The 25,583-nt window shown below is 39.8% G+C and carries 22 protein-coding genes; 14 read left to right on the plus strand and 8 right to left on the minus strand.

Annotation, left to right across the window (positions count from 1 at the left end):
- Window positions 1-345: 345 nt before the first annotated feature.
- Window positions 346-633: a hypothetical protein gene (locus NMG88_RS19825; protein ID WP_235752184.1), complete on the plus strand. Its 288-nt coding sequence runs from the start codon at window positions 346-348 to the stop codon at window positions 631-633.
- A 532-nt stretch (window positions 634-1,165) separates the two neighbouring features.
- Here NMG88_RS19825 and NMG88_RS19830 read toward each other — a convergent pair.
- From NMG88_RS19830 to NMG88_RS19855, 6 genes are all read right to left on the minus strand, one after another.
- The gene (locus tag NMG88_RS19830) at window positions 1,166-2,548 is read right to left on the minus strand and encodes a flavin monoamine oxidase family protein (RefSeq protein ID WP_042156077.1); all 1,383 of its coding nucleotides are present in this window, start codon (window positions 2,546-2,548) and stop codon (window positions 1,166-1,168) included.
- A 42-nt stretch (window positions 2,549-2,590) separates the two neighbouring features.
- Window positions 2,591-3,679, minus strand: a complete 1,089-nt coding sequence (locus NMG88_RS19835; RefSeq protein WP_026785851.1) for a geranylgeranyl reductase family protein — start codon at window positions 3,677-3,679, stop codon at window positions 2,591-2,593.
- Between the two features lie 171 nt (window positions 3,680-3,850).
- Window positions 3,851-4,399: a ribosome recycling factor gene (gene frr, locus NMG88_RS19840; RefSeq protein WP_254035729.1), complete on the minus strand. Its 549-nt coding sequence runs from the start codon at window positions 4,397-4,399 to the stop codon at window positions 3,851-3,853.
- A complete protein-coding gene (gene pyrH / locus NMG88_RS19845) occupies window positions 4,386-5,114 on the minus strand; it encodes a UMP kinase (protein WP_042157824.1) in 729 nt (242 codons plus the stop codon). Before pyrH ends, frr begins: the two co-directional genes overlap by 14 nt.
- A gap of 227 nt (window positions 5,115-5,341) precedes the next feature.
- A complete protein-coding gene (locus NMG88_RS19850; RefSeq protein WP_254035825.1) occupies window positions 5,342-5,881 on the minus strand; it encodes a thioredoxin family protein in 540 nt (179 codons plus the stop codon).
- 34 nt (window positions 5,882-5,915) lie between these two features.
- A complete protein-coding gene (locus tag NMG88_RS19855) occupies window positions 5,916-6,857 on the minus strand; it encodes an SGNH/GDSL hydrolase family protein (protein ID WP_227358150.1) in 942 nt (313 codons plus the stop codon).
- Between the two features lie 183 nt (window positions 6,858-7,040).
- On the opposite strand from NMG88_RS19855, the gene btpA reads away from it, so the two are divergent.
- The 5 genes from btpA to NMG88_RS19880 all read left to right on the plus strand — a co-directional run bounded on the left by btpA (window position 7,041) and on the right by NMG88_RS19880 (window position 14,497).
- The gene (btpA, locus tag NMG88_RS19860; RefSeq protein WP_043936839.1) at window positions 7,041-7,892 is read left to right on the plus strand and encodes a photosystem I biogenesis protein BtpA; all 852 of its coding nucleotides are present in this window, start codon (window positions 7,041-7,043) and stop codon (window positions 7,890-7,892) included.
- Window positions 7,893-7,973: 81 nt separating this feature from the next.
- Window positions 7,974-8,891, plus strand: a complete 918-nt coding sequence (locus tag NMG88_RS19865; RefSeq protein ID WP_235760313.1) for a vitamin K epoxide reductase family protein — start codon at window positions 7,974-7,976, stop codon at window positions 8,889-8,891.
- Between the two features lie 113 nt (window positions 8,892-9,004).
- The gene (locus NMG88_RS19870; RefSeq protein ID WP_227364855.1) at window positions 9,005-11,194 is read left to right on the plus strand and encodes a CHASE2 domain-containing protein; all 2,190 of its coding nucleotides are present in this window, start codon (window positions 9,005-9,007) and stop codon (window positions 11,192-11,194) included.
- Between the two features lie 115 nt (window positions 11,195-11,309).
- Window positions 11,310-11,747, plus strand: coding sequence for a peroxiredoxin (locus NMG88_RS19875; RefSeq protein WP_042156068.1), 438 nt, complete (start codon window positions 11,310-11,312; stop codon window positions 11,745-11,747).
- Window positions 11,748-11,857: 110 nt separating this feature from the next.
- Window positions 11,858-14,497, plus strand: a complete 2,640-nt coding sequence (locus NMG88_RS19880; RefSeq protein ID WP_042157821.1) for a C39 family peptidase — start codon at window positions 11,858-11,860, stop codon at window positions 14,495-14,497.
- A 113-nt stretch (window positions 14,498-14,610) separates the two neighbouring features.
- On the opposite strand, the gene ilvA is transcribed toward NMG88_RS19880, so the two are convergent.
- The gene (gene ilvA, locus NMG88_RS19885; protein WP_254035730.1) at window positions 14,611-16,122 is read right to left on the minus strand and encodes a threonine ammonia-lyase, biosynthetic; all 1,512 of its coding nucleotides are present in this window, start codon (window positions 16,120-16,122) and stop codon (window positions 14,611-14,613) included.
- A 377-nt stretch (window positions 16,123-16,499) separates the two neighbouring features.
- Here ilvA and NMG88_RS22770 point away from each other — a divergent pair, with 377 nt between their 5' ends.
- The 5 genes from NMG88_RS22770 to purD all read left to right on the plus strand — a co-directional run bounded on the left by NMG88_RS22770 (window position 16,500) and on the right by purD (window position 20,106).
- Window positions 16,500-16,703 carry a deaminase domain-containing protein gene (locus NMG88_RS22770; protein WP_227351174.1) on the plus strand — a complete coding sequence of 68 codons (204 nt, stop codon included), beginning with the start codon at window positions 16,500-16,502 and terminating at the stop codon, window positions 16,701-16,703.
- 20 nt (window positions 16,704-16,723) lie between these two features.
- Window positions 16,724-17,611, plus strand: coding sequence for a hypothetical protein (locus NMG88_RS19895; protein ID WP_042156062.1), 888 nt, complete (start codon window positions 16,724-16,726; stop codon window positions 17,609-17,611).
- Between the two features lie 8 nt (window positions 17,612-17,619).
- On the plus strand, window positions 17,620-18,030 hold the full coding sequence (locus NMG88_RS19900; RefSeq protein ID WP_042156060.1) for a hypothetical protein: 411 nt from the start codon (window positions 17,620-17,622) through the stop codon (window positions 18,028-18,030).
- 307 nt (window positions 18,031-18,337) lie between these two features.
- On the plus strand, window positions 18,338-18,646 hold the full coding sequence (locus tag NMG88_RS19905) for a hypothetical protein (protein ID WP_042156058.1): 309 nt from the start codon (window positions 18,338-18,340) through the stop codon (window positions 18,644-18,646).
- A gap of 188 nt (window positions 18,647-18,834) precedes the next feature.
- Window positions 18,835-20,106, plus strand: coding sequence for a phosphoribosylamine--glycine ligase (purD, locus tag NMG88_RS19910; RefSeq protein ID WP_254034269.1), 1,272 nt, complete (start codon window positions 18,835-18,837; stop codon window positions 20,104-20,106).
- Window positions 20,107-20,274: 168 nt separating this feature from the next.
- Here the strand turns inward: purD and NMG88_RS19915 are convergent, their stop codons facing one another.
- On the minus strand, window positions 20,275-22,818 hold the full coding sequence (locus tag NMG88_RS19915; RefSeq protein ID WP_254035731.1) for a BsuBI/PstI family type II restriction endonuclease: 2,544 nt from the start codon (window positions 22,816-22,818) through the stop codon (window positions 20,275-20,277).
- Between the two features lie 87 nt (window positions 22,819-22,905).
- On the opposite strand from NMG88_RS19915, the gene NMG88_RS19920 reads away from it, so the two are divergent.
- The 3 genes from NMG88_RS19920 (at window position 22,906) to NMG88_RS19930 (ending at window position 25,537) form a co-directional block, all read left to right on the plus strand.
- Window positions 22,906-23,277, plus strand: coding sequence for a C6orf136 family protein (locus NMG88_RS19920; protein WP_042156053.1), 372 nt, complete (start codon window positions 22,906-22,908; stop codon window positions 23,275-23,277).
- Between the two features lie 52 nt (window positions 23,278-23,329).
- On the plus strand, window positions 23,330-24,517 hold the full coding sequence (locus NMG88_RS19925) for a TRC40/GET3/ArsA family transport-energizing ATPase (protein ID WP_026785837.1): 1,188 nt from the start codon (window positions 23,330-23,332) through the stop codon (window positions 24,515-24,517).
- Window positions 24,518-24,829: 312 nt separating this feature from the next.
- Window positions 24,830-25,537 (plus strand): DUF475 domain-containing protein, encoded by a 708-nt coding sequence (locus NMG88_RS19930; protein ID WP_042156049.1) that lies wholly within the window; start codon window positions 24,830-24,832, stop codon window positions 25,535-25,537.
- The last annotated feature ends 46 nt before the right edge of the window (window positions 25,538-25,583 follow it).

The raw sequence follows: 25,583 nt of genomic DNA on the forward strand, positions 1-25,583 counted from the left end.
TGTTTAAATGCAGAGCCTTAAAATGCTTTTATGGAGGCTTTTCCCCTTTTATTCCTAAACCGAGGATATTGCAAACTGTTTGATAATCGTAGTAATTTTAATAGTTTTTAGGTGCAATTAACTTGAATTATAAAGGAGCAAGATCGGCAATTTTAGCTAATTATTGACAGTTATTAAATCCCAATACGACTCATAAACAAGGAATTATTGAAAGTTGGGAACACTATGACGGTGACGGAGGCAAAATCATTTTTTATGTAAAAGAATTTGATAGACTGCTAGAATGGGTTGGTGATGGAACAGGAGAAAAAGGATATTGTTGGTCAGAGAACTAAGGTGATAATTATGTTAGAATTTATACGAACCATAATTCAAAGTATTCAACCCTTTTTAGTCCCAACTTGCTTTGTTTTGGCTTGGGGATTATTTATATTGATAACTTGGAGTATTGTCGCCGCCTTGCGGGATACGGTGAAACAAGCCAAACAAATGCACCAAATCCCCTGTGCAGATTGTATCTTCTTTACTGGAGACTATCACCTCAAATGTCCGGTACAACCAACCATTGCCCTATCTGAAGCTGCCATTAATTGTCCAGACTATAGAAGTTGTCACCCTAATTCTTCCCTCTAATCACCCATACCCCAATTAGGAATGGAAAACCAATAAAGTGACTAATTGAGCAATAGTTTACGATAGATCAAGGTTTCCAGGGTTTAATTGTGCAAGTTATTTATTTTTGATTCCTTAACGTATAATCAAAAACTTAATGGTTAATCCTTGAGATTCAGACTATGAATATCCTCCAACTCGATGCTAATAATTTTAATCAGGATTTAACTATTAGCATCAAGGAAGATGAGAAAAATGTCAAAATTGACTATAAGCAGGGAACAGGCTGCGTCGTGAGCTTGTCGAACGAGAACAGGGAACGCCGGATCTGGGGGGAAAATACTTCACCGTCTGGGTTCTAAGATCCATCTGGTGTCCTAACTGCCTTGGCGGTTGCTATATTCCCTCTTTTTTGCCCTGTGCTATACAGCTTACTGATCGGTGTTGTTAACTCACCCATGAAGACGACTGATATAGCAGTCGCCAGACCTATTAGGACATTCTTGAAAGCTAAAAGCTTCTCACAGTAAGTATTTACAAGAGTGTCCATTGCCTATTCCCTATTGCCTCTTGCTATAACCACCTGAGCCGCAGTTTCACCCGTCCGCACCGCCCCATCAAAAAAACCAGGCCAGCGCTCGGCGATCTCCGATCCAGCCCAATGAATCCGTCCAACCGGGGTAGCAATAGCATCCCCGAAATTTGTCCAGACACCCGGTGGCATAAAAGCGGCATATCCTCCCCCGACCCAGGGATTGGCTGGCCAATCCACAATATCAAAGGTGCTAGGGGATAGGGCCTGATCCCCCAAATAAGCCGCCAGATCGGATAAAATTGCCGAACGGCGTTCTGACTCATTTAAAACCTGCCAACGATGATAGCGATCGCCCATCACAAAAGTAGCAATAACTCCTTTCCCACTGCGAGGATCGGAGCTATCGGCAAATAGTTCAATCCACTGGCTGTTACCCATCCCCACACCCGCCAGTCCTTTTTCCCGCCAAAAGGGAGACTCGTAGGAAATCAAAATTTTAGCCAGGGTTCCCATGGGAAACCTTTGGGTAAGCTGTTGACGGGTTGCAGGTAAAGGCGGATCATAGCTAATCCGACCACTGAGATGGGGTGGCATGGCGACAATCACAAACTTGGCTTTATAGCTGTTTTGCCCGGTTGTAACTTCCACACCTGCTTGATCCTGGCTAATCTTGACCACGGGTTCATTGATCTGAATTTTATTCCCCAATTCCGTCGCTATTATCCCAGGAATCTGTCCCGCCCCACCGTGGATCAATTCCGCTTCTGGATGCTCCGATTGCGAGGCACAACGATGACCCCAAAGAACGTGCAGCAGTGAGACTTCACCCGGTTCCGCCGGCCCTAGGAACCCAACGGCACGAACCATGTAGGAAAAGTACCAATGACCAAAATCGGTTTTGGTATTTTCACCGATCCACTGGGCAAAGGTTTGAGCATCAAGCCGTTTATGCTCAGGATTTCGACCGGGGTATCCCGAGGGTAGGGACTGGGAAAGTTCCTCAAAACGATGCCAAGCCTGCATTGCATCGTCCCATTCTTCCTGACTAATCTCAGGACGTTCTCCTTCGGGAAATCCTTGAAAGAAGCCCTTAAATTCTGACCGATTCCCATTATATAAAAAGACTGTTTTTCCTTCTAATGGTGAAGGAAAGCGTGAGATTTTATACTCATCCAACAGAGCCAGAAACCGATCTTGGGTCGGCCCAACCCATTGACCTCCAAAATCAATATATTGATTCGGTGCAATCTGTTGACCATACATCCGTCCACCAATCCGATCCTGTGCCTCCAAAACTAAAATCTGATGACCTGCCCTTTGAAGGTTTCGTGCGGCAATCAGTCCAGACAATCCAGATCCTACTATGATGCAGTCATAGTTGGTAATTTCTGTTTCTAACATCGTTAATACTTTAAAAATAAAATTGAGATGACTGATAACTGACTAAAAGGGCATTAATTGTTTAATTGCCTTACTCGCCACATCTCCGTAGCGCAGTTGACCACAGAAAATTTTACTCATGATTTTCGTAGCGGCGGGCATTTTTACCCCAGCCTTATAAGCAACTTTGGGAAAACGATAGAATGCACCCCCTAAACGGCCAGCCCAGACCATATCTGTACCCCATTCTTCCTTCATGATTTGGGTATAGCCTTCTAAGGCATTACTAACACCGCCTAAAGCCTGATCAATCGCCTCTGCTGCTTTAACCCCACTCAGAATTGAAGGACGAATTCCCTCGGCGGATAAAGGATCAACTAAACTGGCGGATTCTCCAGCAATCACAGCATTTTGGGTATGTAAATTTTTATCTCCATCCCATAGACATAGAGGATGGTCATAAATTGTCGAACTTCCTAAACCTGCTTTACTGGCATAATCCAGTAAGTCCTGCTTCAGATTTTTAGGTTCTCCCCCGATAAAAGTCGCAACACTCAGGGAATAGCCATCAGCCTTGGGGAATCCCCAAATACTACCATTTTTCACCATGCCAAATTCAAAACTGGGTAACAACGGTTGATCCGTCACCACTTCCATAAATTGACTTTGGCGCAGTTTAGACTGTTTCAAGCCAAGCCATTTTGCCATTGAACCCTTAGCCCCATCTGCCCCAATTAAATATTTAGCCGTTAGGGGTTCAGTGGTAGTATTTACTTGCCAATGATCACTTTTAAATTCAATCCCGGTAACTTCTGTATTGTCCTGTAGTTGCGCCCCTTGACCCTTAGCTTGTTGGATCAGAAATTGATCAAATACATCCCGTCGCACCATCCACATCGCAACCGGAATATCAGATTCCACCGGATCATTTAATTGCCAGGTATAGCGAATTCGCTCCACCGTTGTCGAAATTGCTGGGCTAAAATCAAAATCAAACCATTGGGCGATCGCCGGAGAAACACCTCCTCCACAGGGTTTTAAGCGGGGAAAAGTTTCTCTTTCCAAAATTAAAACCGAACGTCCGCGTTTGGCTAAATGATAGGCTGCTGCTCCTCCGGCTGGGCCAGCACCAACAATAATACAGTCAAATATTGTTGCCATAGAATTGGTAATCAGTTATCAAGTATCCGCATTATCAGTCAAGAATTCATCCGTCAATCAATTAACTCTTACACTGATAACTGTTTACTATTACCTATTTTTGATGATTTTTTTTGTTGAGGGTTGGGTGTTAACTGTTAATCACAACCCTCAACATCAGTGTTAAACCGTGGTAATGTCTTTTTCTTTCAAAGCCAAGGCTTCATCGATTTTAACGATGTACTTGTCTGTTAGTTTCTGAACGGAATCTTGTAAATCAGCAGCTTCGTCTTTGGAGAGTTCACTACTTTTTTCCTGTTTCCGAACAGAGTCAATGGCATCCCGACGAATATTTCTGACCGCGACTTTCCCTTCTTCAGCTAATTTAGCCACTTGTTTGACTAATTCTTTCCGTCGTTCAGTGGTTAAGGAGGGGATATTCAGACGGATCACAGAACCATCGTTATTTGGTGTTAACCCAATATCGGAGAGTAAAATCGCTTTTTCGATGATATTGACCATATTGCGTTCAAAGGGCTGAATTGCAATGGTCGTGGCATCGGGGGTGCTAATATTCGCCACAGATTTTAACGACATGGGACTGCCGTAATATTCCACGATGATTCGATCTAATAAACTGGTATTGGCTCGTCCAGTTCGGATAGTATTGAAGGAGCGTTGAGCCGCCTCCAATGCTTTAACCATGTTATCTTCAACTTCAGCTAACTTCACACAAACCTCCAACTAAGGTTCCAACAGGTTCACCACTCACCGCCCGGCTGATATTGCCCCGCACAGTGAGATCAAATACAACAATAGGGATATTATTTTCTTTGCACAGCGCGATCGCTGTACTATCCATCACTCGTAAATCATGGGTGAGGACGTAGCTGTATGTCAATGTTTGGTAACGTTTAGCGTCCGGGTTATGTTTCGGATCGCTATCATAGATGCCGTCTACCTTAGTGGCTTTAAAAATCACTTCCGCATCAATTTCGGCCGCCCTCAACGCTGCGGTGGTGTCCGTGGTAAAAAAAGGATTCCCAGAACCTGCACCAAAAATAACCACCCGATTGAGTTCTAGGTGGCGAATGGCTTTGCGTCTAATATAGGGTTCAGCGATTTCCTGCATGGCGATCGCCGTTTGCACCCGGGTCGGAACCCCAATTTGTTCTAAAGCATCTTGCAAGGTAATCGAATTCATCACCGTAGCAATCATACCGACATAATCGGCCGTGGCTCGATCCATGCCCCCGGCGGCGGCTTTCACTCCTCTAAAAATGTTACCACCCCCGACCACAATGGCGACTTGTACTCCTTGATTAACCACTTTGGCTACTTCCTGAGCTATGTCTTGAACCACCGATGGATCAATGCCATAGCCCAAATCTCCCATGAGGGCTTCGCCACTTAATTTTAGTAAAATGCGTTTGTACGCTGTTCCCATTTGTACCCCCATAGCCTTTGTGTTGATCAACATCGCCAATTTTCGTGAACGGATTGGGTTTATCGTTACCCGTCGCTTAGACATTGGGGTTATCATATCAGGATATATTCAGTCATTAGTCATCAGTTATCAGTTATCAGTTATAAATTTACCTCTATTGTTTCAGTTTTTTGGATTTAGATCCAATTGTTAAGACCTGAGATATTTGTCTATGGTTTTCCGAGCTATCAATGTCTCCATTTAATTGAGCAACCGATCGCATCGGTGCGTTCAGTCGTAATTGGTTCGTTGTTGAGAAGTTGGGCGATCGCATTTTTTAAATAGGGGACAGTGACATTTTCAGCGAATTGGGAATTATCATCAATTAAGCCCTGATAGCGCACAATTCCTTCCCGATCCAATAAAAACGTTTCCGGGGTATTACTTGCTCCAAAACAATGGGCTACCTCTTGGGTAATATCTCGAATATAGGGAAAATTCAATCGCTGTTCTGTAGCAAAACTTTTCATATTTTCAAAACTATCATCGGGATATTGGGTAGCATCATTGGCATTAATTCCGACTAAAATTACACCCCGTTCTTGATAGTCTTTTTGCAACTGTTTCAGGCGATTTAAGTAGGAATGAACATAGGGACAATGGTTACACATAAAAATTACAACAACGGCTCTATATTCTTTTAAATAACGAGCTAAATGATGAACTTCATCATCAATTCCTGGCAATTCAAAATCTGGAGCATAGCTGTTAATTAAAGTATCCTGCATAGTTAATGTTTTCACCTAATTAAATCTGTATATTTCATTTATTTTTATTTCTAATCCTCAATTCTTCTTCTAACTTTTGACTGATCTTTTCACTGACTAATTGATTCCCAGAGGGGCTCAAATGAATATGATCTCGATACAGAGTTTCGGGTTGAGAAGTTGCTTTAAAGATCGGCAAAAAATCAATATAAACCCAATTTTGAGCTTGGGTGAATTCCGTTAATCGTTGACGGGCTTTAATTTCATAATCCCGTGATCCCGGTTCACCGACTTCTCGCAATAAGGGGGTCATGGCTAATATAAAGTTAGCATTATTTTGACGAGCGATCACCTCAATCCCTTGGATCTTATCCAAATTGTATCCCACCGGGTCAGAAGGTTGGGGTTGTTTGGCGGCTGGAATCGGTTCACAGAGTTTTAAACGGCGATTAAACACCTCCACTAACGCTAAACGAGGTGGCTTATTAGGGTAGTTGCGATCGCGCCCTACAACGCCGGGATTCGGGGGTTCAGTGAATAAATCATCGGTATTGAGCAATAACACAATCACCTCCGATCCAAACATCCCGAACCGTTGTAAATAGGCCAGTTGATTCGGTGGCCCCCAGGAATTAGCAGCCACATTCAGGACTTCCCCCTGCCCCTGACGACCTAGCTGTTGGCCAATCAAAGCCGACAGAGTTTGAGATTGGTCTGTCCACCATCCCCCATTCACCAAAGAATCCCCCAATAACATCACCCGCCGCGTCCCAGAAATGGGCAGGGAAGTAATAGAGGCACTTCGCATTGAATATTGATTAATTTCAATCTGGTTGCCATAACGACGGGTTTTCTGGTTTGGGGCCAATAAATAACCAATGTCCGAGTCCGCCAAATACAAGATGGGAGAACCCAATCCAAAACGAAGGCGTAACCCAATCTCCACCGCCATCAAAACAACAAGCAATATTCCCAACAGGACTAGAACAATTTTCATTAGTAATCAGTGATCAGTAATCGGTGTAAAAATTTGTCTTAGCGCGTCTGTACGAGTTAAGAGTTGACAGATGATAAAATTATAAAATGTGATGTATTTATTCATTTTCAGACTACCCATGCTCTGCCTTAGCCTTGGGCATAGAGGTGAAGCACTAAAACTTTGGTGGAAATATGTAAATCTGTGGACTTAGATCAAATCTTTAAAACTCCAAATCCTATTATCGGTGTTGTACATCTGTTGCCCCTACCGACATCTCCCCGTTGGGGAGGAAATCTTAAAACGGTTATTGACCGCGCCGAACAAGAGGCAACGGCCCTGGCTTCGGGCGGGGTCAACGGCATCATCGTCGAGAATTTTTTTGATGCTCCCTTTGCTAAGGATAAAGTTGATCCGGCTGTTGTCAGCGCCATGACCCTGATTGTGCAGCGCATTATGAACTTAGTGACACTGCCCATTGGGATTAATGTACTGCGGAATGATGCCCATAGTGCCTTAGCCATTGCAGCCTGTACGGGGGCTCAATTTATCCGCGTTAATGTCTTGAATGGCGTTATGGCTACGGATCAAGGGATTATCGAAGGTCACGCCCATGAGATTCTGCGTTATCGACGGGAATTAGGTAGTGATGTCAAAATTTTAGCCGATGTTTTGGTCAAACATGGTCGTCCCTTGGGATCTCCTAACCTGACAACGGCTGTCCAAGAAACCATTGAGCGGGCCTTGGCTGATGGGGTAATTCTGTCCGGTTGGTCTACGGGAAATCCCCCCAGTTTAGAAGATTTAGAACTAGCCCGGGCGGCAGCCAGAGGAACTCCTGTATTTATTGGTAGTGGTGCTAGTTGGGAAAATGTGGGAACCCTAATTCAAGCTGCTGATGGGGTGATTGTGTCCAGTTCCCTAAAACGCCATGGACAGATTCATCAACCGATTGATCCCAGTCGAGTCAGTCAGTTTGTCGAAACAACCCGCCGGAGCGTGAATCAGTTATCAGTGATCAGTCATCAGTTATCAGTCAAAACAAAAAATAATTAGTGAAATAGTTAGTTCAACTCTTGACTCCTAACTGTTCGCTCTTACACTGATAACTGATAACTGTTTATTGATCACTGATTTATGGGACGTTCTACCCCTTGGATTCATCGCTGGTCACGGCTGATTATTGCGACGATTGCTTTAATCGGTGTGATTGAAAATATCTATTTAACCAGTATTAAACTCTTGGGTGGGACGGCGGTTTGTCCCACTTCTGGCTGTGAAGAAGTTCTCAATAGTCCTTATTCGATGGTTTTGGGTTTACCCTTGACTCTATTTGGATTGTTTGCCTATACGACGGTTTTACTGTTGGCTGTTGTGCCTTTGGTTTTTGATCCTACGACCCAAAAAGCCCGTCGCCAAGCTGTGGAAACTCAAACGGGGTTTCTTCTATTTCTTGTAACTACTACTATGGTCTGTTTCAGTAGTTACTTAATGTTTGTGTTATTTTTCAGAATTCAGGCAATCTGCCCCTACTGTATTGCCTCGGCTCTTTTCTGTGTTAGTCTATTTGTTTTAACTTTAATCAGGCAAAATTGGGAAGATCTGGGTCAACTTGGGTTATCGGGTCTTGGGGTAGCAATGATTACCGCAATTGTAGCTCTGGGTTTATACAATAGTGTTGGCGACATCAATACTGCTAACGCTTTTAGTGATAGTGGTGGTAATACGGGGTTAGCAATTACCACCACATCCGGGCCAGCAGAAATCGCTTTAGCCCGTCACTTGACTCAAAGTGGGGTCAAGGAATATGGGGCCTATTGGTGTTCTCACTGTTATGATCAAAAACAACTCTTTGGCAAAGAGGCGTTTGCTATAATTAATTATATTGAGTGCACTACTGACGGCAAAAATTCTCAAACCCAACTTTGCGAAAAAGCCGGAATTCAGGGTTTCCCGACTTGGGAAATTGGGGGGAAGTTATACCCTGGAATTCAACCATTAGAAAAATTAGCTGAATTATCGGACTATCAGGGGCAACGGGAGCAGGGGAAGTAAAGAGAGCAGGGGAGGTAGGGGGAGCAACCTATTACCTATTACCTATTTGTAATTCGTAATTCGTAATTCGTAATTCGTAATTCGTAAGATAGTGACTTTAAACAGATAAATAAATGGGATCGTTGCAACCGATGTTCAAGAGATTTAAAGGTTATCGTGGTCAAATTGTCCCCGTTTTCAAACGCTGGTTATCTCAAGAAGGTCGAGTATTGGTTACGGCTTCCGGTGTAACGGTGGTGGTGATTTTTATTAGATTTTTAGGGATTTTGCAACCGTCAGAATGGGCACTTTATGATCAATATTTTCGAGTACGTCCCTTAGAATCTGTAGATGATCGGATTTTAATTATTGGGATTGATGAGCAGGATTTACAACAGTATGGGTATCCAATTTCCGATAGAACTTTGGCTCGACTATTACAAAAAGTTAATCAGGGTAAACCGCAAGCTATTGGTTTAGATATTTATCGGGATTTACCCATTGAACCCGGACAAGCAGAATTAGCCAAGGCTTTCAAAACCATTCCCAATTTAATTGGCATTGAATTAGTAGAAAATAGTGGGAAATCTGGGGTGCGTCCTCCTGAGATTTTAGAAAATAAAAATAAAATTGGTTTTAATAATGTACCTCGAGATGCTGACAGCAAGGTTCGCCGGGGATTACTCTATCTTACAGACACAAAAAATAAGCAAAAGTTTCACAAAAGTTTTGCTTTACAACTAGCTTCAATTTATTTAAAAAATCAAGGAATTGAGTCTAAACCTTCTCCCAAAAATCCTAATGAATTACAATTTAAAAACACGGTATTTCCTTGGTTTAGACCCAATGATGGTTCCTATATTAGAGCCTACGATGGCGGTTATCAATTCTTGATTAATTTGCGGGGGCCGGCGGGAACATTTCCTTCGATTCCGATGCGAGATATTTTAGAAAATCGAGTTTCTCCTGATTTAATTAAAAATCGAATTGTGATTATTGGTTCTACGGCTCCGAGCATTAAAGATTCAGAATTTACCTCCTATAGTGATGGGATATTTAAGTCTTCTGAACCGATGTATGGTGTTGAACTACAAGCCCAATTAACCAGTCAAATTATTAGTTCGGTTTTAGATGGTCGAACCTTAATTAAAGTCTGGCCAGAACCCTTAGAATGGCTGTGGATTTTCGGATGCTCTTGGGTGGGGGCTGCTTTGAGTTGGAAACTTCAATCCCTCCGTCGTTCGGTATCTTTAATCATTTTAATTAGTATTGGGATTACCGGGGTTACTTATCTGGCTTTTCTGCGAGGGTGGTGGATTCCTGTGGTTCCGGCTAACTTGGCTTTAATCGGGTCTGCGGGGGTAATTATTGCCCATTTAGCCCATTTACAAGGACAGTTAAAACGGTCTACCGAATTTTTACAAAGTATTATTAATACGATTCCCGACCCGATTTTTGTGAAAAATAAAGATCATCAGAAAATTGTGTTAAATCAAGCCTATTGTAAGTTTGTGGGTTATCCGTTGGATGTGTTGATGGAAAAGAGTGATGACCAACTTTTTCCTAAACATGAAGCCGAACTGTTTCGTCAACAAGATGAAATGGCATTTAATACAAGTTGGGAACAGGAAAATGAAGAACAGTTAACCGATATTAATGGGATTACCCATTATATTGCCACGAAGCGATCGCTCCACCGAGATGCGGCGGGAAATCTCTATTTAGTAGGGGTGATTCGAGATATTACAGAACGTAAACTGTTAGAAGACAATTTAAAACAAATTGCGGCTGAATTGAAGCGGTCTAATGCAGAATTGCGGGTTTCCGCCGAACATGACCCCCTGACCGGACTTCCTAACCGAATTTTATTCCAAGAACGTTTAACTCAATCGCTAGAATGGGCTAATCGTCAAAATCGGATGGTGGCGCTGTTATTTTTAGACCTGAATGACTTTAAGCACGTCAACGATACCCTCGGTCATCAGATTGGAGATTTACTCCTGAAAACCATTGGGGATAGACTCAAGGGGTGTTTGAGGGGGAGTGATACGGTTTCTCGGTTGGGTGGGGATGAGTTTACCGTGATTCTTCCAGGTATTCCCAGTAAGTCGGATGTCGCCAGGGTATCCCAAAAAATCCTCGATACTATTATTCAAGATATGGTTTTAGAAGGACAGAAAGTTTTGATTACCACTAGCATCGGAATTAGTTTGTATCCAACGGATGCTCAAGATATGAAAACCTTAATTAAATTAGCAGATACGGCTATGTATCGGGCTAAGGGCACGGGAAAAAATTTGTATGAGTTTTACAAAGAGGATTAAGATATAGGTAAAATTTTTTCCTTAGGTATTCCGGTGTTCCCTGTTCCGGTGTTCCCTGCTATAACTAAAAACAGTCAATATCAAATTCACTCTAATTAAGAAGGACAAAATAACAATGCCTTTATCTGTTGGGACAGATGCCCCTAGCTTTACCGTCAAAGATACCAATGGGAATACCGTTTCTCTATCTGACTTTGCACGTAAAACCGTTGTCCTGTATTTCTATCCTAAAGATGATACCCCCGGTTGCACCAAAGAAGCCTGTAGTTTCCGCGATAACTATACAGAATATCAAGGCAAAGATATTGTGGTTTTAGGGGTGAGTATAGATGATGAATCTTCCCACCAACAATTCACAGAAAAATATAGTTTACCCTTCCCTTTATTAGCTGATACTGACGGAGCCATTACAAAAGCTTATGATGTAGATGGCGGTGGCTATGCTAAACGGGTTACTTACGTTATTGATGGCGAAGGTAAAATTATTCACGTTGATGCAGCAGTTAATACTGCAACCCACGCCCAAGATATTTTAGCGCTTGTGGGTGGTTAATTGTAGTCAAAATTATCCGTATTTCTGAATCTGCCGCCCATAGAATGTTCTGGGGCGGTTTTCTTACTAAGTTTAACCTATTTATTCAATTAGATCAGGGAGTTGTAAACATGGTGACTTATCTCGGCTCAAAAGATATTCTGATTGATCAACCTGTTGTTTTAGTCGGAACTTATGACCCGCAAAAACATGAAACTGTTGCGGTTATTGCAGAAGATAAATATGTTTTGACCGTTGATTTTAATGCCAAAGCTGGAATTTGGTCTGTGAGTCTGGAAAATGGATTTAATACCGCCGGAAAACGATGGTTAAGACTCCAGGGCAGAGATGATAATAATAATGTAATTGCTGACTTAGTGATTGATTTAATGGTCAATCAAGAAGGAATTAATACCCGATCTGCCTATACTCTTATTCCCCAACAAGATACGTTATTAAAAATTCAACCCATTGATTCATCTCAATTAAATGATCAACAAAAACAATCCCTAAAATTAGGGGAAAGTTTAGTTGTAGATACCATAGAATTAGTTAATGATCATCTTAAACTCGAACTAAATAAACCCTTACCCAATTTAGGAAAATTTGTCTATGTCTATCAACCCCATATTTTAGTTACAAAAGGGTCAAAACTATTATGGTTTAATCAAAATCAACTACCCGAACATAGTCCGGGGAATCAATTATTATGGGTGACACAAATCACTCCTTTAAAAATGAAACCCGATGATTTATCTCAGTTAGCATCGGATCAATTTATTGAAATGCCTCAAGGCAGTGCTTATACTATTATTGGATATGCCTGTGTTGCCGATCATTTTCGCGTCACCCTTAATCAACAATTTCCCGGCTTTGGTCAATCAGGATATCTCTATCGCCATCACGTTAAAATCTTAGAAAATACTCAAGAAATTGCCTTTAATAATAATGCAATTACCTGCATGATTATTAATACCACACCTTTAAAAAAACGTCCGATTGATTCAGCTTATTTAGACTCCTCCGAAAAAATCACCCTGAAGGCTGGAATGATTTATGGTATCCAAAGTTATACGTCCGAATCCGGTCATATTAAAGTAACTTTAACCGAAAACTTTCCCAATTTTGGCAATACTGGATATTTATATCCTGATTTTATTACCTTGAGTCAGGGAAATATTCCCTTAACTCCTAATAAGACTTTAACCTATCAAGGGTCAACGGAATTTTTAGTGAATGCACCTATTGTTTTGAGGGGAACTTTTGATCCTAAAACCACCGCAGAAATTACTTTATTTGCAGAAGATCGATATGCTTTTAATATTGATTTAGATTGGCAAAAAAGCACATGGGAAACTCAAGTTAATCAAGGATTTAGTGATGCGGGATATCGGTGGTTACGGTTAAAAGCCATTGACTCACAGGGGAATGTTACCGCCAGTCAAGTGATTAATATTACGGTCAGTGAAAATGCCATGACCGTCGGAGAATCCTTAACTTTAGACATACTTGAAGATACCTTATTTAAAATTGTTCCCTTTGATTCAGCGTCTTTAAATCAACAGCAAAAAGTAGCAATTAAGGCAGGTCAAACCTTCAAAGTCTTAAAATATGGTTTGGTTGACGGTCATCTAAAAATCGTCTTAGATAATGCGATTCCTCCGGTGGGAAATTTTGGTTATATTTATACCAATCATTTGAGATTGAAAAAAGGATCGGAAGTGTTTCGGTTTGATATTGAGGAAGTTCCCGATACCGATATTAATGCTCAAATGTTGGTGACAGAAACCACAAAAATCAAAGCTCAACCTGTTGATTCTTCTGATTTAGAACCTCGACAATTTGAACAATTATTATTAGGGCAAACCCTTGCTATTAAGGGTTATGCTTCAATTAAGGGACATTTTCGAGTCACTTTAGCCCAATCAATTCCTAATTTTGGGACAGTGGGTTATGTCTATTGGCAGCACGTTAAATTAATTCGAGAGGGTCAACAAATTGCTTATGATCCTGATGCGATTACCTTAACTGTTTTAGAAAAGACCGTTTTGAAAAAACAGCCAATTGATTCTAGTCAATTAAAAGAATTTGACCGCACAAGTTTACCTTTGGGACGGGTTTATGGTGTAAAAAGTTATGGTTTAGAAAATAACCATATTAAGGTTTCTCTGTTGGAAGAATTGCCTAATTTTGGGAATACGGGTTATATATTTCCTCAGTATGTTCAATTCAAGCGGGGAGGACGAGTTTTTAACCCCCTACCGCCTCAAGTTGAATTAAATGTACCTTACTTTTCTCAACGAGATAATCCCCGTTTTTATTGGTCTACTTGTAATGTTACATCTATTGCCATGGTGATGTATTATCATGGTGTGCGCTCGAAATGGGGCGGACAATTGGAAGATGAATTATTACAATGGTGTTTTAATTATGCCGGAACTGGGTCTCAAACTGATCATAATGTTTTGTCGGCTTTAATTCGGGCCTATGGATTTAAAACCAGTTTTAGCACCACTCGATATTGGTCAGATTTGAAAAATGAATTGATTAATCGTCGTCCGGTTGTAATTGGTGTGGATACGACTCCATCGGGTCATATTATAACAGTTATTGGCTATAATAGTCAAGGATATATTGTTAATGATCCTTGGGGAGATGCCTATACTGGATATTCTAATACTGAGGGTCGGCGGATTATTTATTCCTCCGGTTATATGAATCAAGTTGCTGGGCCAGATGGTTCAGTTTGGGCACATTTTATTGAACCTTAATTAGTTTAGGGAACAGGGAACAGGGAACAGGGGGGAATAGATAGGGCGGGTTTTGGTAGATTTTTTGAGGGTATCAAAGATTAATTCGGAACCCGCCCCTACGATGTTAATTTTTAGGATAAAAATAGTTTATAGGCTGGGTTTTTATTCTCATCCCAATAGCGATAACCTAAAGTATCTAAAAAAGCTTGCCATTCTCCCATTTCTTCGGGAGGAACCTGTATTCCTGCCACAATTCTGCCATAATCTGAGCCATTATTCCGATAGTGAAATAAACTAATATTCCAGTTAGGACTCATGGAACAAACAAACTTCATTAACGCCCCCGGACGTTCGGGAAATTCAAAGCGATAGAGTAATTCATGATGGGCTAAAGTAGACCGTCCCCCGACCATGTGGCGCAGATGTAATTTAGTTAGTTCATCATCGGTTAAATCAATAGTTTTAAATCCATTTTCCTGAAAATATTCGATTATTTGTGCCGCATCTTCCCGATTTTTAATCTGCATTCCGACAAAAATATGAGCTTCTTTTTCATCAGCAATGCGATAGTTAAATTCCGTTAAATTGCGTTTACCAATACATTCACAAAACTTCCGCAAACTACCAGGTTCTTCGGGAATAGTAACCGCAAAAATTGCCTCTCGGCGTTCTCCAAATTCGGCTCTTTCTGCTACAAATCGCAGGCGGTCAAAATTCATATTTGCCCCACAAGCAATAGCAATTAGTGTTTCTCCTTGAATTTTTTCTCTTTCAACATAAGCTTTAGCTCCTGCTATTGCTAAGGCTCCCGCAGGCTCTAAAATTGAACGGGTATCTTCAAAAACATCTTTAATGGCGGCACAAGTATCATCCGTATCTACTAATATAATTTCATCCACATATTCTTGACATAAACGAAAGGTTTCTTCCCCCACTTCTCGCACCGCTACCCCATCAGCAAATAATCCCACCTGTGATAATTTAACCCGATGTCCGGCTTTTAAAGATTGTGACATCGCATCCGCATCCACGGGTTCAACTCCAATAATTTTAATTTCTGGGCGTAATCTTTTAATATAAGCGGCAATTCCTGAGATTAATCCCCCCCCACCAATAGCAACAAAAATAGCATGAATTGGTTGTTGATATTGTCGTAAAATTTCCATCCCAATTGTACCCTGTCCAGCAATTACATAGGGGTCATCAAAAGGGTGAATAAAGGTTAATCCTTTTTCGGTTTCTAGTTGACGAGCATAGGCGCAAGCTTCATCAAAAGTATCTCCATATAATATTACTTCACCGCCTCTTGCTTTGACGGCATTAACTTTAACTTGGGGGGTGGTTACAGGCATAACAATTATTGCTTTTGTGCCTAATTTAGATGCCCCTAAAGCCACACCTTGGGCATGATTTCCCGCCGATGCTGCTATCACTCCTTTCTTTAATAAATTGGGGGAAAGATGAGCCATTTTATTATAAGCTCCCCGCAATTTAAAGGAGAAAACAGACTGCATATCTTCTCGTTTCAAGAGTAGTTTATTATTCAAGCGGGCGGAGAGGTTGGGAGCGGATTCTAGGGGTGTTTCTTGGGCAACATCATAAACACGGGCGGTGAGAATTTGTACTAGGTAGTCGCAAAGCATGGGTTCAGGAATTGGCAGAATGAACTATAATTTTAATATATCGGTGGTGTTATTCGTCAATAAAAGTTGTAATCCATAGTCAGAGCCATCTATTATGAATCCTAATATGATTAACTAATAAGAACACAAAAAAGGTTCTATAAGGAGTTAGTCGTCTGAATAAGGAGCAGTTACAAAAAGATGCGAGGTACATTCGAGAAACATACATTAAAAAACCGATTCGTAAAGGAAATGTTGCTGTTGCTGAACTACATCTCCAAAATGGTGTATCCTTTGGTGCTGGAGCTACATCAAAAGAGCGTCCTATTTCGATACCTAAACCCAAGTCAAAAGGAGGACAATTTGAACCGAAAATTGATTCTCGTACTCAACGTTTAATGAATACCGATGCTGAATACAAAGTTTTATCTATCATTGCAGAAACACTGGAAATGCTTTTTGATCTAAAAATATCAGGAAATCTCTATCTTTACACTGAACTTCAACCCTGTGAAAGTTGCAAGTCTATTATAAATCAATTTGAGGATAAGTTTCCTAATATCACGGTTCAACTTTTCTGGGAATTACCCTATCCACCCTGAGCATTAAAGGAAGAATATTCATGAAATCAAGCCAATTCAATCATCAGATCAAAACCTCTTTCATCAATCCTATGACTGATGATTTTCAATCTTTACTGGCTCAAATCAAACAAGAACATTATCGAGATCTTTATGAGCCTGAAGCTAATATTACAGTTCCACTTTCTGATGTTGTAAATAAAGTATTAGAAGGGTTTAAAGTTGGTAATTCTACAATCTGCCATCTTCGTTATCTCTGGATGACATTAATTTTAACTTTGGCAGTAGAACCTACATTAGAATACTACTATCCCAAGGATTTTTTAACAAAAGATATTATAACTTCTTTGGAGTTATGGATAGTCAATTTTTACAAGAGTAACACAATTGATAAAAAACATAAAAATAATTTAATTAATGATTGGTACAATAAAGTTATAGAACACTATGAGTCTTTGCCTTATCCAGAAGTTGTTAGTTTTCAGATTATTTATGAAGCAATAGATGTCTTTCAGAATGCAATTCGTGTTTTTGATTATGACCAAGCCAAAGAAGCCTTACTAGAAATTTTAGAGGATTGTTTAGAAGGTTATGCAATTTTTCCGGGTTCGGAGGGAAGACGAGATTTATTTGATTGGTGGCTGCTGGAGGTTGTTCCTGCAAGTTGGAATTTATCACCTCTAAAATCTTTCTATGTAGTAGATAGGTTAATTCATCAAGATCAAATTACAATCCGTCAAAAAAAGAGCTTGGAAAAAGTTAGCAAAATGTTAGAATCAAAACTTTTAGAAAATTCCGATATTCTGCGAGATTCGGATAATAAATATAAATTTGATCAATTTTTTCACAATTTTAGCTCCAGCTATGATATACTTAAAAAGTATGATAATCATACTTTAGTAAATAATTATGTATTAAGAATTAAATAATAATCTCAATGAGTGAACAACAAGAAATTAAACAGGAAATGGTAGTGGATCTTTTGAAGCTACTCCAAAATGAAAACTCTAATGCTCAAGGAATTATGGAAGATTTAGGAGAGGAGGAAACTTATGGAGAGGAATATGTTAGCCAACTTCAAACTGTTTATAGTCGTTTTATCCAGAAAAATTACTTTCAAGTTGGACAACTGGTAAAGTGGAAAGAAAATCTTAAAAATAGAGAGTTACCTTATAAAAATCAACCCTCTATTGTGATTGCAGTTTTAGATGAACCCATTGTTACTAATGAAGATGCTTCTGGAAGTCCTTACTTTAGGGAAACTTTAGATATCATTTTAGGGATATTAGTTAATCAGGAAACTTTTTTAACTTTTTATTATGATAGTAGAAGGTTTGAAGTTTACTAGATTCAATGTAGAAAATAGGGGTGAAGATTGTTTGTTTTAATAAAAATGGATAATTGCTCAATTTTAAATTTTAGTAAAGAAACCCTGATTTTCTATTTTAACAAAGGTGAGTTATTATAATAATTGTTGAGCAAATGCGATCGCTTCTTCAATTTGTCTTAGGGCTTGCTATTAATTAGAGGCAGAGCCTCAAGAAAACCGGGTTTTTTATACTTCATCCATCTGAAAATCGCTGTAACACAGAGCATGGTATAATACTCACAAAGCAAACTCTAACTTCCACACCACCTATCTAACAAGCAAAAATATGGATATTTATGATTTCGTTAAAGTAGCCAAAGATATTTATTGGCTGGCAAACAGAGGCAGCAATCCTGATGGGATTAGTGGCGAGACTTTAGCGTTTTTTCAGAGATTTAAGAAAGCTTATGAAAATAAAAGCTCTGAGCAAATACGCAAACTCATTTCAGATTCTTATTCTGGAAATCTATTAGAAGCGACTAATAAAGAAGAACTGATTCAAATATTTAAAGATAGATTTGAAAACCTCCCTCAACAATGTGGTTTAAATTTAACGATCAAAATTTTAAGAGTTATAGAAAGTACAAATAACTAATGAAATCAAAGAGTAAGACGATGCTCTACCAATCAAAACTTACACAGCCACTCAGAAGCAAATTAATTTTAAAAATATACTAAATTATAGATAGCCAATTTCAATCTATAGCAATCCTCAACCGATGTAAAAACAACCGCCACAATTGTACAATCAAAAACTGCTAATCAATTTGAGAACAAAAAACCGTGAAAATTCTAGTAGTTGGAAATGGGGGACGGGAACACGCCATCGCCTGGACATTACTCCAGTCGCCCCAGGTTGAAAAAGTGTTTTGTACCCCGGGAAATGGCGGGACAGCTACCCTCAAAGGCTGTGAAAATTATCCGATTTCCGTAGAAGATTTTGAAAGGATAAAAAACTTAGTTCAAAATCAGGATATTTCCCTGGTTGTAGTCGGGCCAGAATTACCCCTTGCTTTGGGAATTACCGACTATTTACAACAACACAATATTAAGGTATTCGGCCCCAACCAAGCCGGGGCGCAACTCGAAGCCAGTAAAGCCTGGTCAAAAGCCTTCATGGAAGACGCTGGAATTCCCACGGCTAAGGCGGCTGTTTTTACCGATGCAGCCAGCGCTAAAGCCTATATTCAAACCACCCCTATTGTAGTCAAAGCCGATGGGTTAGCCGCCGGAAAGGGTGTCACCGTTGCGACCACCGTGGAAATGGCCCATGAAGCCATTGATACTATTTTCGCCGGGGAATTTGGCCAGGATAACCTGCGGGTGGTGGTGGAGGAATTCTTAACCGGACAGGAAGTATCCGTACTCGCCCTAACCGACGGGTTAACTATTCGGCCATTAGTTCCAGCCCAAGACCATAAACAGGTCGGAGAGGGGGATACTGGCCCCAACACGGGGGGGATGGGGGCCTATGCTCCCACACCCCATCTCCCCCCGGAACTGCTGTCTCGCGTGCAACAGTCGGTCTTAGAACCCACTTTAGCCACCCTGCGTCAACGGGGAATTGATTATCGGGGGGTGGTTTATGCCGGGTTGATGATTTCCCCGGAAGGTGAAATTCAGGTATTAGAATTTAACTGTCGGTTTGGCGACCCTGAAACCCAAACGGTTCTCGCCCTGTTAGAAACTCCCTTGGAAGAAGTCTTACTCGCCTGTTGTGAACAGCGCTTAGAACAGGTTTCTTTAATATGGAAATCGGGGGTTTCTGTGTGTGTGGTATTAGCTTCTGGGGGTTATCCCGGTTCCTATCAAAAAGGCAAAGTTATCACTGGAATAGAAGATGCAGAAGCATCGGGGGCTATAATATTCCATGCGGGAACCCAACTACAAGACGGCCAAATTCTTACTGATGGCGGACGAGTTTTAGGGGTTACGGCCGTTGGGTCTACCTTCCAAGAAGCTATCACCCAAACCTATAAAGCGGTTAACTATATCAATTTTGAAGGACTTTACTATCGTCGAGATATTGGTTGTCGGGTGACGGTTGATGGTTAAGCTGTTCAGGAGCTAAATTCTCTATCCCGAAATCATACAATTCTTGCAGTGCGGGCGTCTTCGCTCGCTATAAATAATAATATAGCAATTATGGATATTATCGAGATTATTAAATCGGAAAATTTTGAGGCTGATACTCCCCAATTTGCAAGAGTTCTAATTATTACTTTAAATTAGAGGAAGCTGAGATTGATATAATTGTAAAAGATGTTGACCATTAAAATGAATTAAATGGGTAACATCTTCGGCCACCCAAACATCAGCCTCCCAAGCAATTTCTGTCAAATATCCGACCATTGCTTTCCGACTCAGAAATGCTGTCACCATCACTAAAGGAATTTTTGAACTTTTAAACAACGTTTCAAGCTCTTTCTTTCGTTTGGGATTAATAGGGCCATGAGAAGTAACAGCTTCAATTAAAATCAACCAATTATTGGCTGTAAAATGAATGATCACATCTGGCATTTTACCATGATAATCAATAGTAATCCCTAAATTGGCGAATATAGATTTATCAAAGTGAGCGAATTTTTCATCGGTATCTCCTACATAAATCAACCTTCCTCCTGGTGTAAATCGAGGTGCAAATTCAGTAATAATTTTTTCAATTAAAACATTTTGACCACCCGGTGAAAGTGTTTTGATTTCTCCTTCAATAAGAATAGGAATCCGAGACATTTCTCGTTCTGTGGCATAACGATCTTTCAAAGATTGAATAGAAGCAAGGTAAGTTTTAATCATTTTTTTCCATTCTGGATTTCCATAACTTCGTAATAATTCTAAAGCACTTTCTTCAATTTGATAAACGGTTTTAGGACTATTAATTGGACGATTAGATTCATCAGGGTTGGCAACAATTAAAGCAGCATCTAAAAATTGGTGAATGGTTTGGCGACGGACAGTTTCTCTCGTATTTGGTTTATAATTTTTACCATAATATTGTGCCATAAATTCCATCATGGGTGTAATTCCCATTAAGGGAGATGCAGCAGACTCCCATTTATCATTAGGTTTAAGATTTAGTAAAGCCAGTAATGTTAATGCTGACCGTTCATTCCGTTGTGCTTTGGGAAATTCCAGTTGTTCAAGGATATTTAAAGCTTGATCAATTCTGGATTTGATTAAAATCGGATTATTTTCTGTAAAATCTGTCATATTCAATAATTCTTTCTGAATTAGTGTATCAATATTTTCTTGAGAAGGAAACAAATTATTAATCTGTTCCCCTAACCATAATAACTGTTCTAATTTAGGATAATTCAAATTTCTGAAGTCAGTTGCATTCACTTGAGTATTTCCATTAAACAGCCGGAAAAATGAATCGACAAGACTTGAATTTAAGTAAATTGCTAGTCCCCGTGCTAGGGTCAAGGATAATCCTTGTCCGTTTTGATGAAAATAGTTAAGGTGATTTTCAAAACCTACCCATTTAGTATTAATAGTATTGGCATCATAAACCGCAGCAACCACTCGCTTTTTTTCCTCTTTAGAAGAAAACCGCTTTATCAAAACATAATGTTCATTAGGAACTAATAGATTAGCTGTTTCTTCGGTTTTAACTAAAGATTGAGGCTTCTTTGTTACCGTTGGATATTTAATATATCCCCATGAAAAATGCACTGGATAAATTAGGGGTATATTCCCCTCTTTTAGTAAAGGTCTTAAATATTCCTTGGCTCGAAAATCTACAACTCGTCCCGTTGAAACACTTATTCCCAAATCTTTTAAAGTACATGGAAAACAGTCCATCTGTTGTACAATTTGTTGACTCAATATATTAGGTAAAATTCTAATAAATTGTTCTGTATCCCGGGGATTTACAATTTCCTGATAAGGCAAGCTATGGGACAAAATCAAGTCATCCTCTGCACTATCGCTACTATTAATCAGAACAGTAGATTTTTTTTCAGTTTGTTTAATCGCGTGGATAATTATTGTTTCTTGTAGGACTTCATCATCCCGGAATGCTTCCTGTCGAGATTCAAAAAGATGCACTTGAGATAATGCCATTTGCTCTAAGAACATTCTACGAAAATCTCGAAAATATAACCCATTACAAAAACTTCTAGGTATAATGGCAACAAGTTCTCCATCGGGAACTAATAATTGCATTGCTGAGGCAATAAACCCCGGATAAATATTACTGGTTTCTAATCCGATAGAACGTAATAACATCCGATTTTTTGAGTTAGCATTAATTTTAAAATAAGGTGGATTTAAAATGGCGTGAGTAAAGGCAATATTTTCACTCTGATCAAATAAGTTAGGCTGAAGTTGATTGACTGCTGCCTCAATAAAATCAGTCGGGCGAATTTCATAATTCAAGGCAATATTGGCTTTTTCACATTCTTTCGCACATCGATTTAAAGTTTGTTGCAGATAGTTTAAGAAAAATGTTTCAATTTCATAGGCAATAATTCTTAACTTTAAAGGACGTTTTTGGAGTTGACAAATAGTATCAACAAATGCAGCCGATAATGAACCTATCCCTGCCCCGGCATCCAGAAGACAAATTTCTGGTTTCTGCCAATTTTCAAACATTCCTGCCATTAATTCTGCCACAGCAGACGGTGTTAAAAATTGCCCCATGTTCCGTTTTTGTGAACTGTCTAATTTCTGACTTGCTAACAAGCGCAGTAAATCTACTTCAGCGAGAAACTGATGATCAAAATCAGGGGGTGAACTTAGACTAGGAACTTGGAGTTGAATCACGGTTAACTGTTAGGGAATGGTTAGAACCTAGAATAAAGGGATTGAACAATCATGTTATACTAAAATTATTACTTATATAATAAGATTATGGATATTATCGAGATTATTAAACAAGATTATCAACAATTTCCTGATCACCAAAGCTATCATATTTATGCCGATAACGTTTATTTTAAAGACCCCATGAATCAATTTAACGGGTTAAAACGTTATCAACAAATGATTGGGTTTATGAAAACTTGGTTTTTAGACATTCAACTGGATTTACACAATATTACTCAAACTGATAATTTAATAGAAACCCGGTGGACACTCAGTTGGACAACTCCCCTACCCTGGAAACCCAGAATTTCTATCCCAGGACGGAGTGAACTCAAGCTCAACGCCCATAACCTAATTGAAAGCCATATCGACTATTGGGACTGTTCGCGCTGGGATGTGGTGAAACAGTTATTCTGACTAAAAACCCGCTAACATTAAATAATGTAAACAAATTTTAAGTTTAAACGGTATGCGCGTAATTTTAATGACGGGTAAAGGTGGCGTGGGTAAAACCTCCGTTGCGGCGGCAACAGGCTTACGCTGTGCGGAGTTGGGGCATAAAACCCTGGTATTGAGTACCGACCCCGCCCACTCCCTCGCTGATAGCTTTGATATGCCTTTGGGACACGAACCCCGTCTCGTCCGACCTAACCTGTGGGGGGCAGAATTAGATGCCCTGATGGAACTTGAAGGCAACTGGGGGGCGGTGAAACGCTATATTAGTCAGGTATTACAGGCGCAAGGACTTGATGGAGTTCAAGCGGAAGAACTGGCCATCTTACCCGGCATGGACGAAATTTTCGGTCTGGTGCGGATGAAACGCCATTATGATGAAAAAGATTTTGAAGTTTTAATTATTGATTCAGCCCCAACGGGAACAGCGTTAAGACTGTTAAGTTTACCTGAAGTGGGGGGTTGGTATATGAGAAAATTTTATAAACCGTTACAAGGAATGTCGGTGGCGTTGCGTCCTCTATTTGAACCGATTTTTAGACCTTTGACCGGGTTTTCTTTACCTGATAAAGAAGTTATGGATGCACCTTATGAATTTTATGAAAAAATTGAAGCTTTAGAAAAGGTTTTAACCGATAATATGCAAACCTCGGTACGTTTAGTTACCAACCCGGAAAAAATGGTAATTAAAGAATCTTTACGCGCCCATGCCTATTTAAGTTTGTATAATGTTTCTACGGATTTAGTGATCGCAAATCGGATTATTCCTGAAGAAGTGACTGATCCATTTTTCCAAAAATGGAAAGAAAATCAGAAACAATATCGTCAAGAAATTCATGATAACTTTAGACCCTTACCTGTTAAGGAAGTGCCGTTATTTTCTGAGGAGTTGTGTGGGTTTAAAGCCTTAGAAAGATTAAAAGAAGTGCTATATAAAGATGAAGATCCTAGTCAGGTTTACTATAAGGAAAATACACTTCGCGTGGTGGTAGACAATAATGAATATACGCTAGAATTGTATTTACCAGGAATTCCTAAAGAGCAGGTTCAATTAAATAAAACCGGAGACGAACTCAATATTAGAATTGGTAATCATCGCCGGAATTTAGTTTTACCCCAAGCTTTAGCTATGTTGCAACCTTCTGGGGCAAAAATGGAAGATGATTATTTGAAAATCAAGTTTGCCAATGGGGTGAAAGTGTAAAGTTTAGAAATCTGGTTTCTTAGACAATAAGTAGGTGGGCGTAATTAAGCATCAGAAGCGAGGACACACTAAGTAGTTACACAAAATAAATTACCTAGTTGAGAGAGGGAACACCGGAACAGCCCCCCCAAACTCCCCGTGCACGGGGGGCTAGGGGGGGAGGGAACAGGGTGGAGGATGTGTAATTAATTTTGTTTAGGTACTTACCTACTTCCTCTGCTATCCTAATCCCCATCCTGAGCAATCGGCGACAAATATGGCAAACTCTAATATAATTTCAGATTATGACACTATAGGAATCATCAATCATTAATGTTAGATCTTGATAATGTTCTTGAATCTTCTCGACATATAGAGTTAAATCTTCTCGTATTACTACCGATTTTAATTGCCCTAGAAGCAGTATTGTCGGCTGATAATGCTATTGCTCTCGCTTCTATTTCCTGTGGATTGGAAGATCCAAAACTTCAAAATAAAGCCTTAAATATTGGTTTATTTTTAGCTTTTATTTTACGGATTATCTTAATTATTACTGCGACTTGGGTAATTAAGTATTGGCAGTTTGAATTATTAGGGGCTTTATATTTACTTTGGTTAGTATTTCGATATTTTTTCAATAAAAGTCAGGAAGATGACTCAGAAAAAGTTATGCGTTATAAGTCTTTCTGGCAAGTTCTCCCCCTGATTGCTGTAACGGATCTTGCTTTTTCTCTTGATAGTGTTACTGCCGCGATTGCAATTTCTGATAGAGCTTGGCTGGTGATTACGGGAGCTACTATCGGAATTATTATTTTGCGATTTATGGCGAGTTTATTTATTAAGTGGTTAAAGGAATATGTCTATTTAGAAACTGCTGGATATTTAACCGTTGGTTTAGTGGGGTTACGATTATTAATTCGGGTGATTGATTCGGCTTTAGTCCCGCCGGAATGGTTAATGGTTGTTCTCACCCTAGGTTTATTTGCTTGGGGATTTTCCCAAAGGGTTGCGGATGCCCCTAATAATCATAATAATAGTTAATCGTTAACGGTTAACCCATAATTGTTAACCGCTAACTTGATGAAAT

This window comes from Planktothrix agardhii, assembly GCF_904830935.1.
In the GTDB taxonomy this organism is placed as follows: Bacteria; Cyanobacteriota; Cyanobacteriia; order Cyanobacteriales; family Microcoleaceae; genus Planktothrix; species Planktothrix agardhii.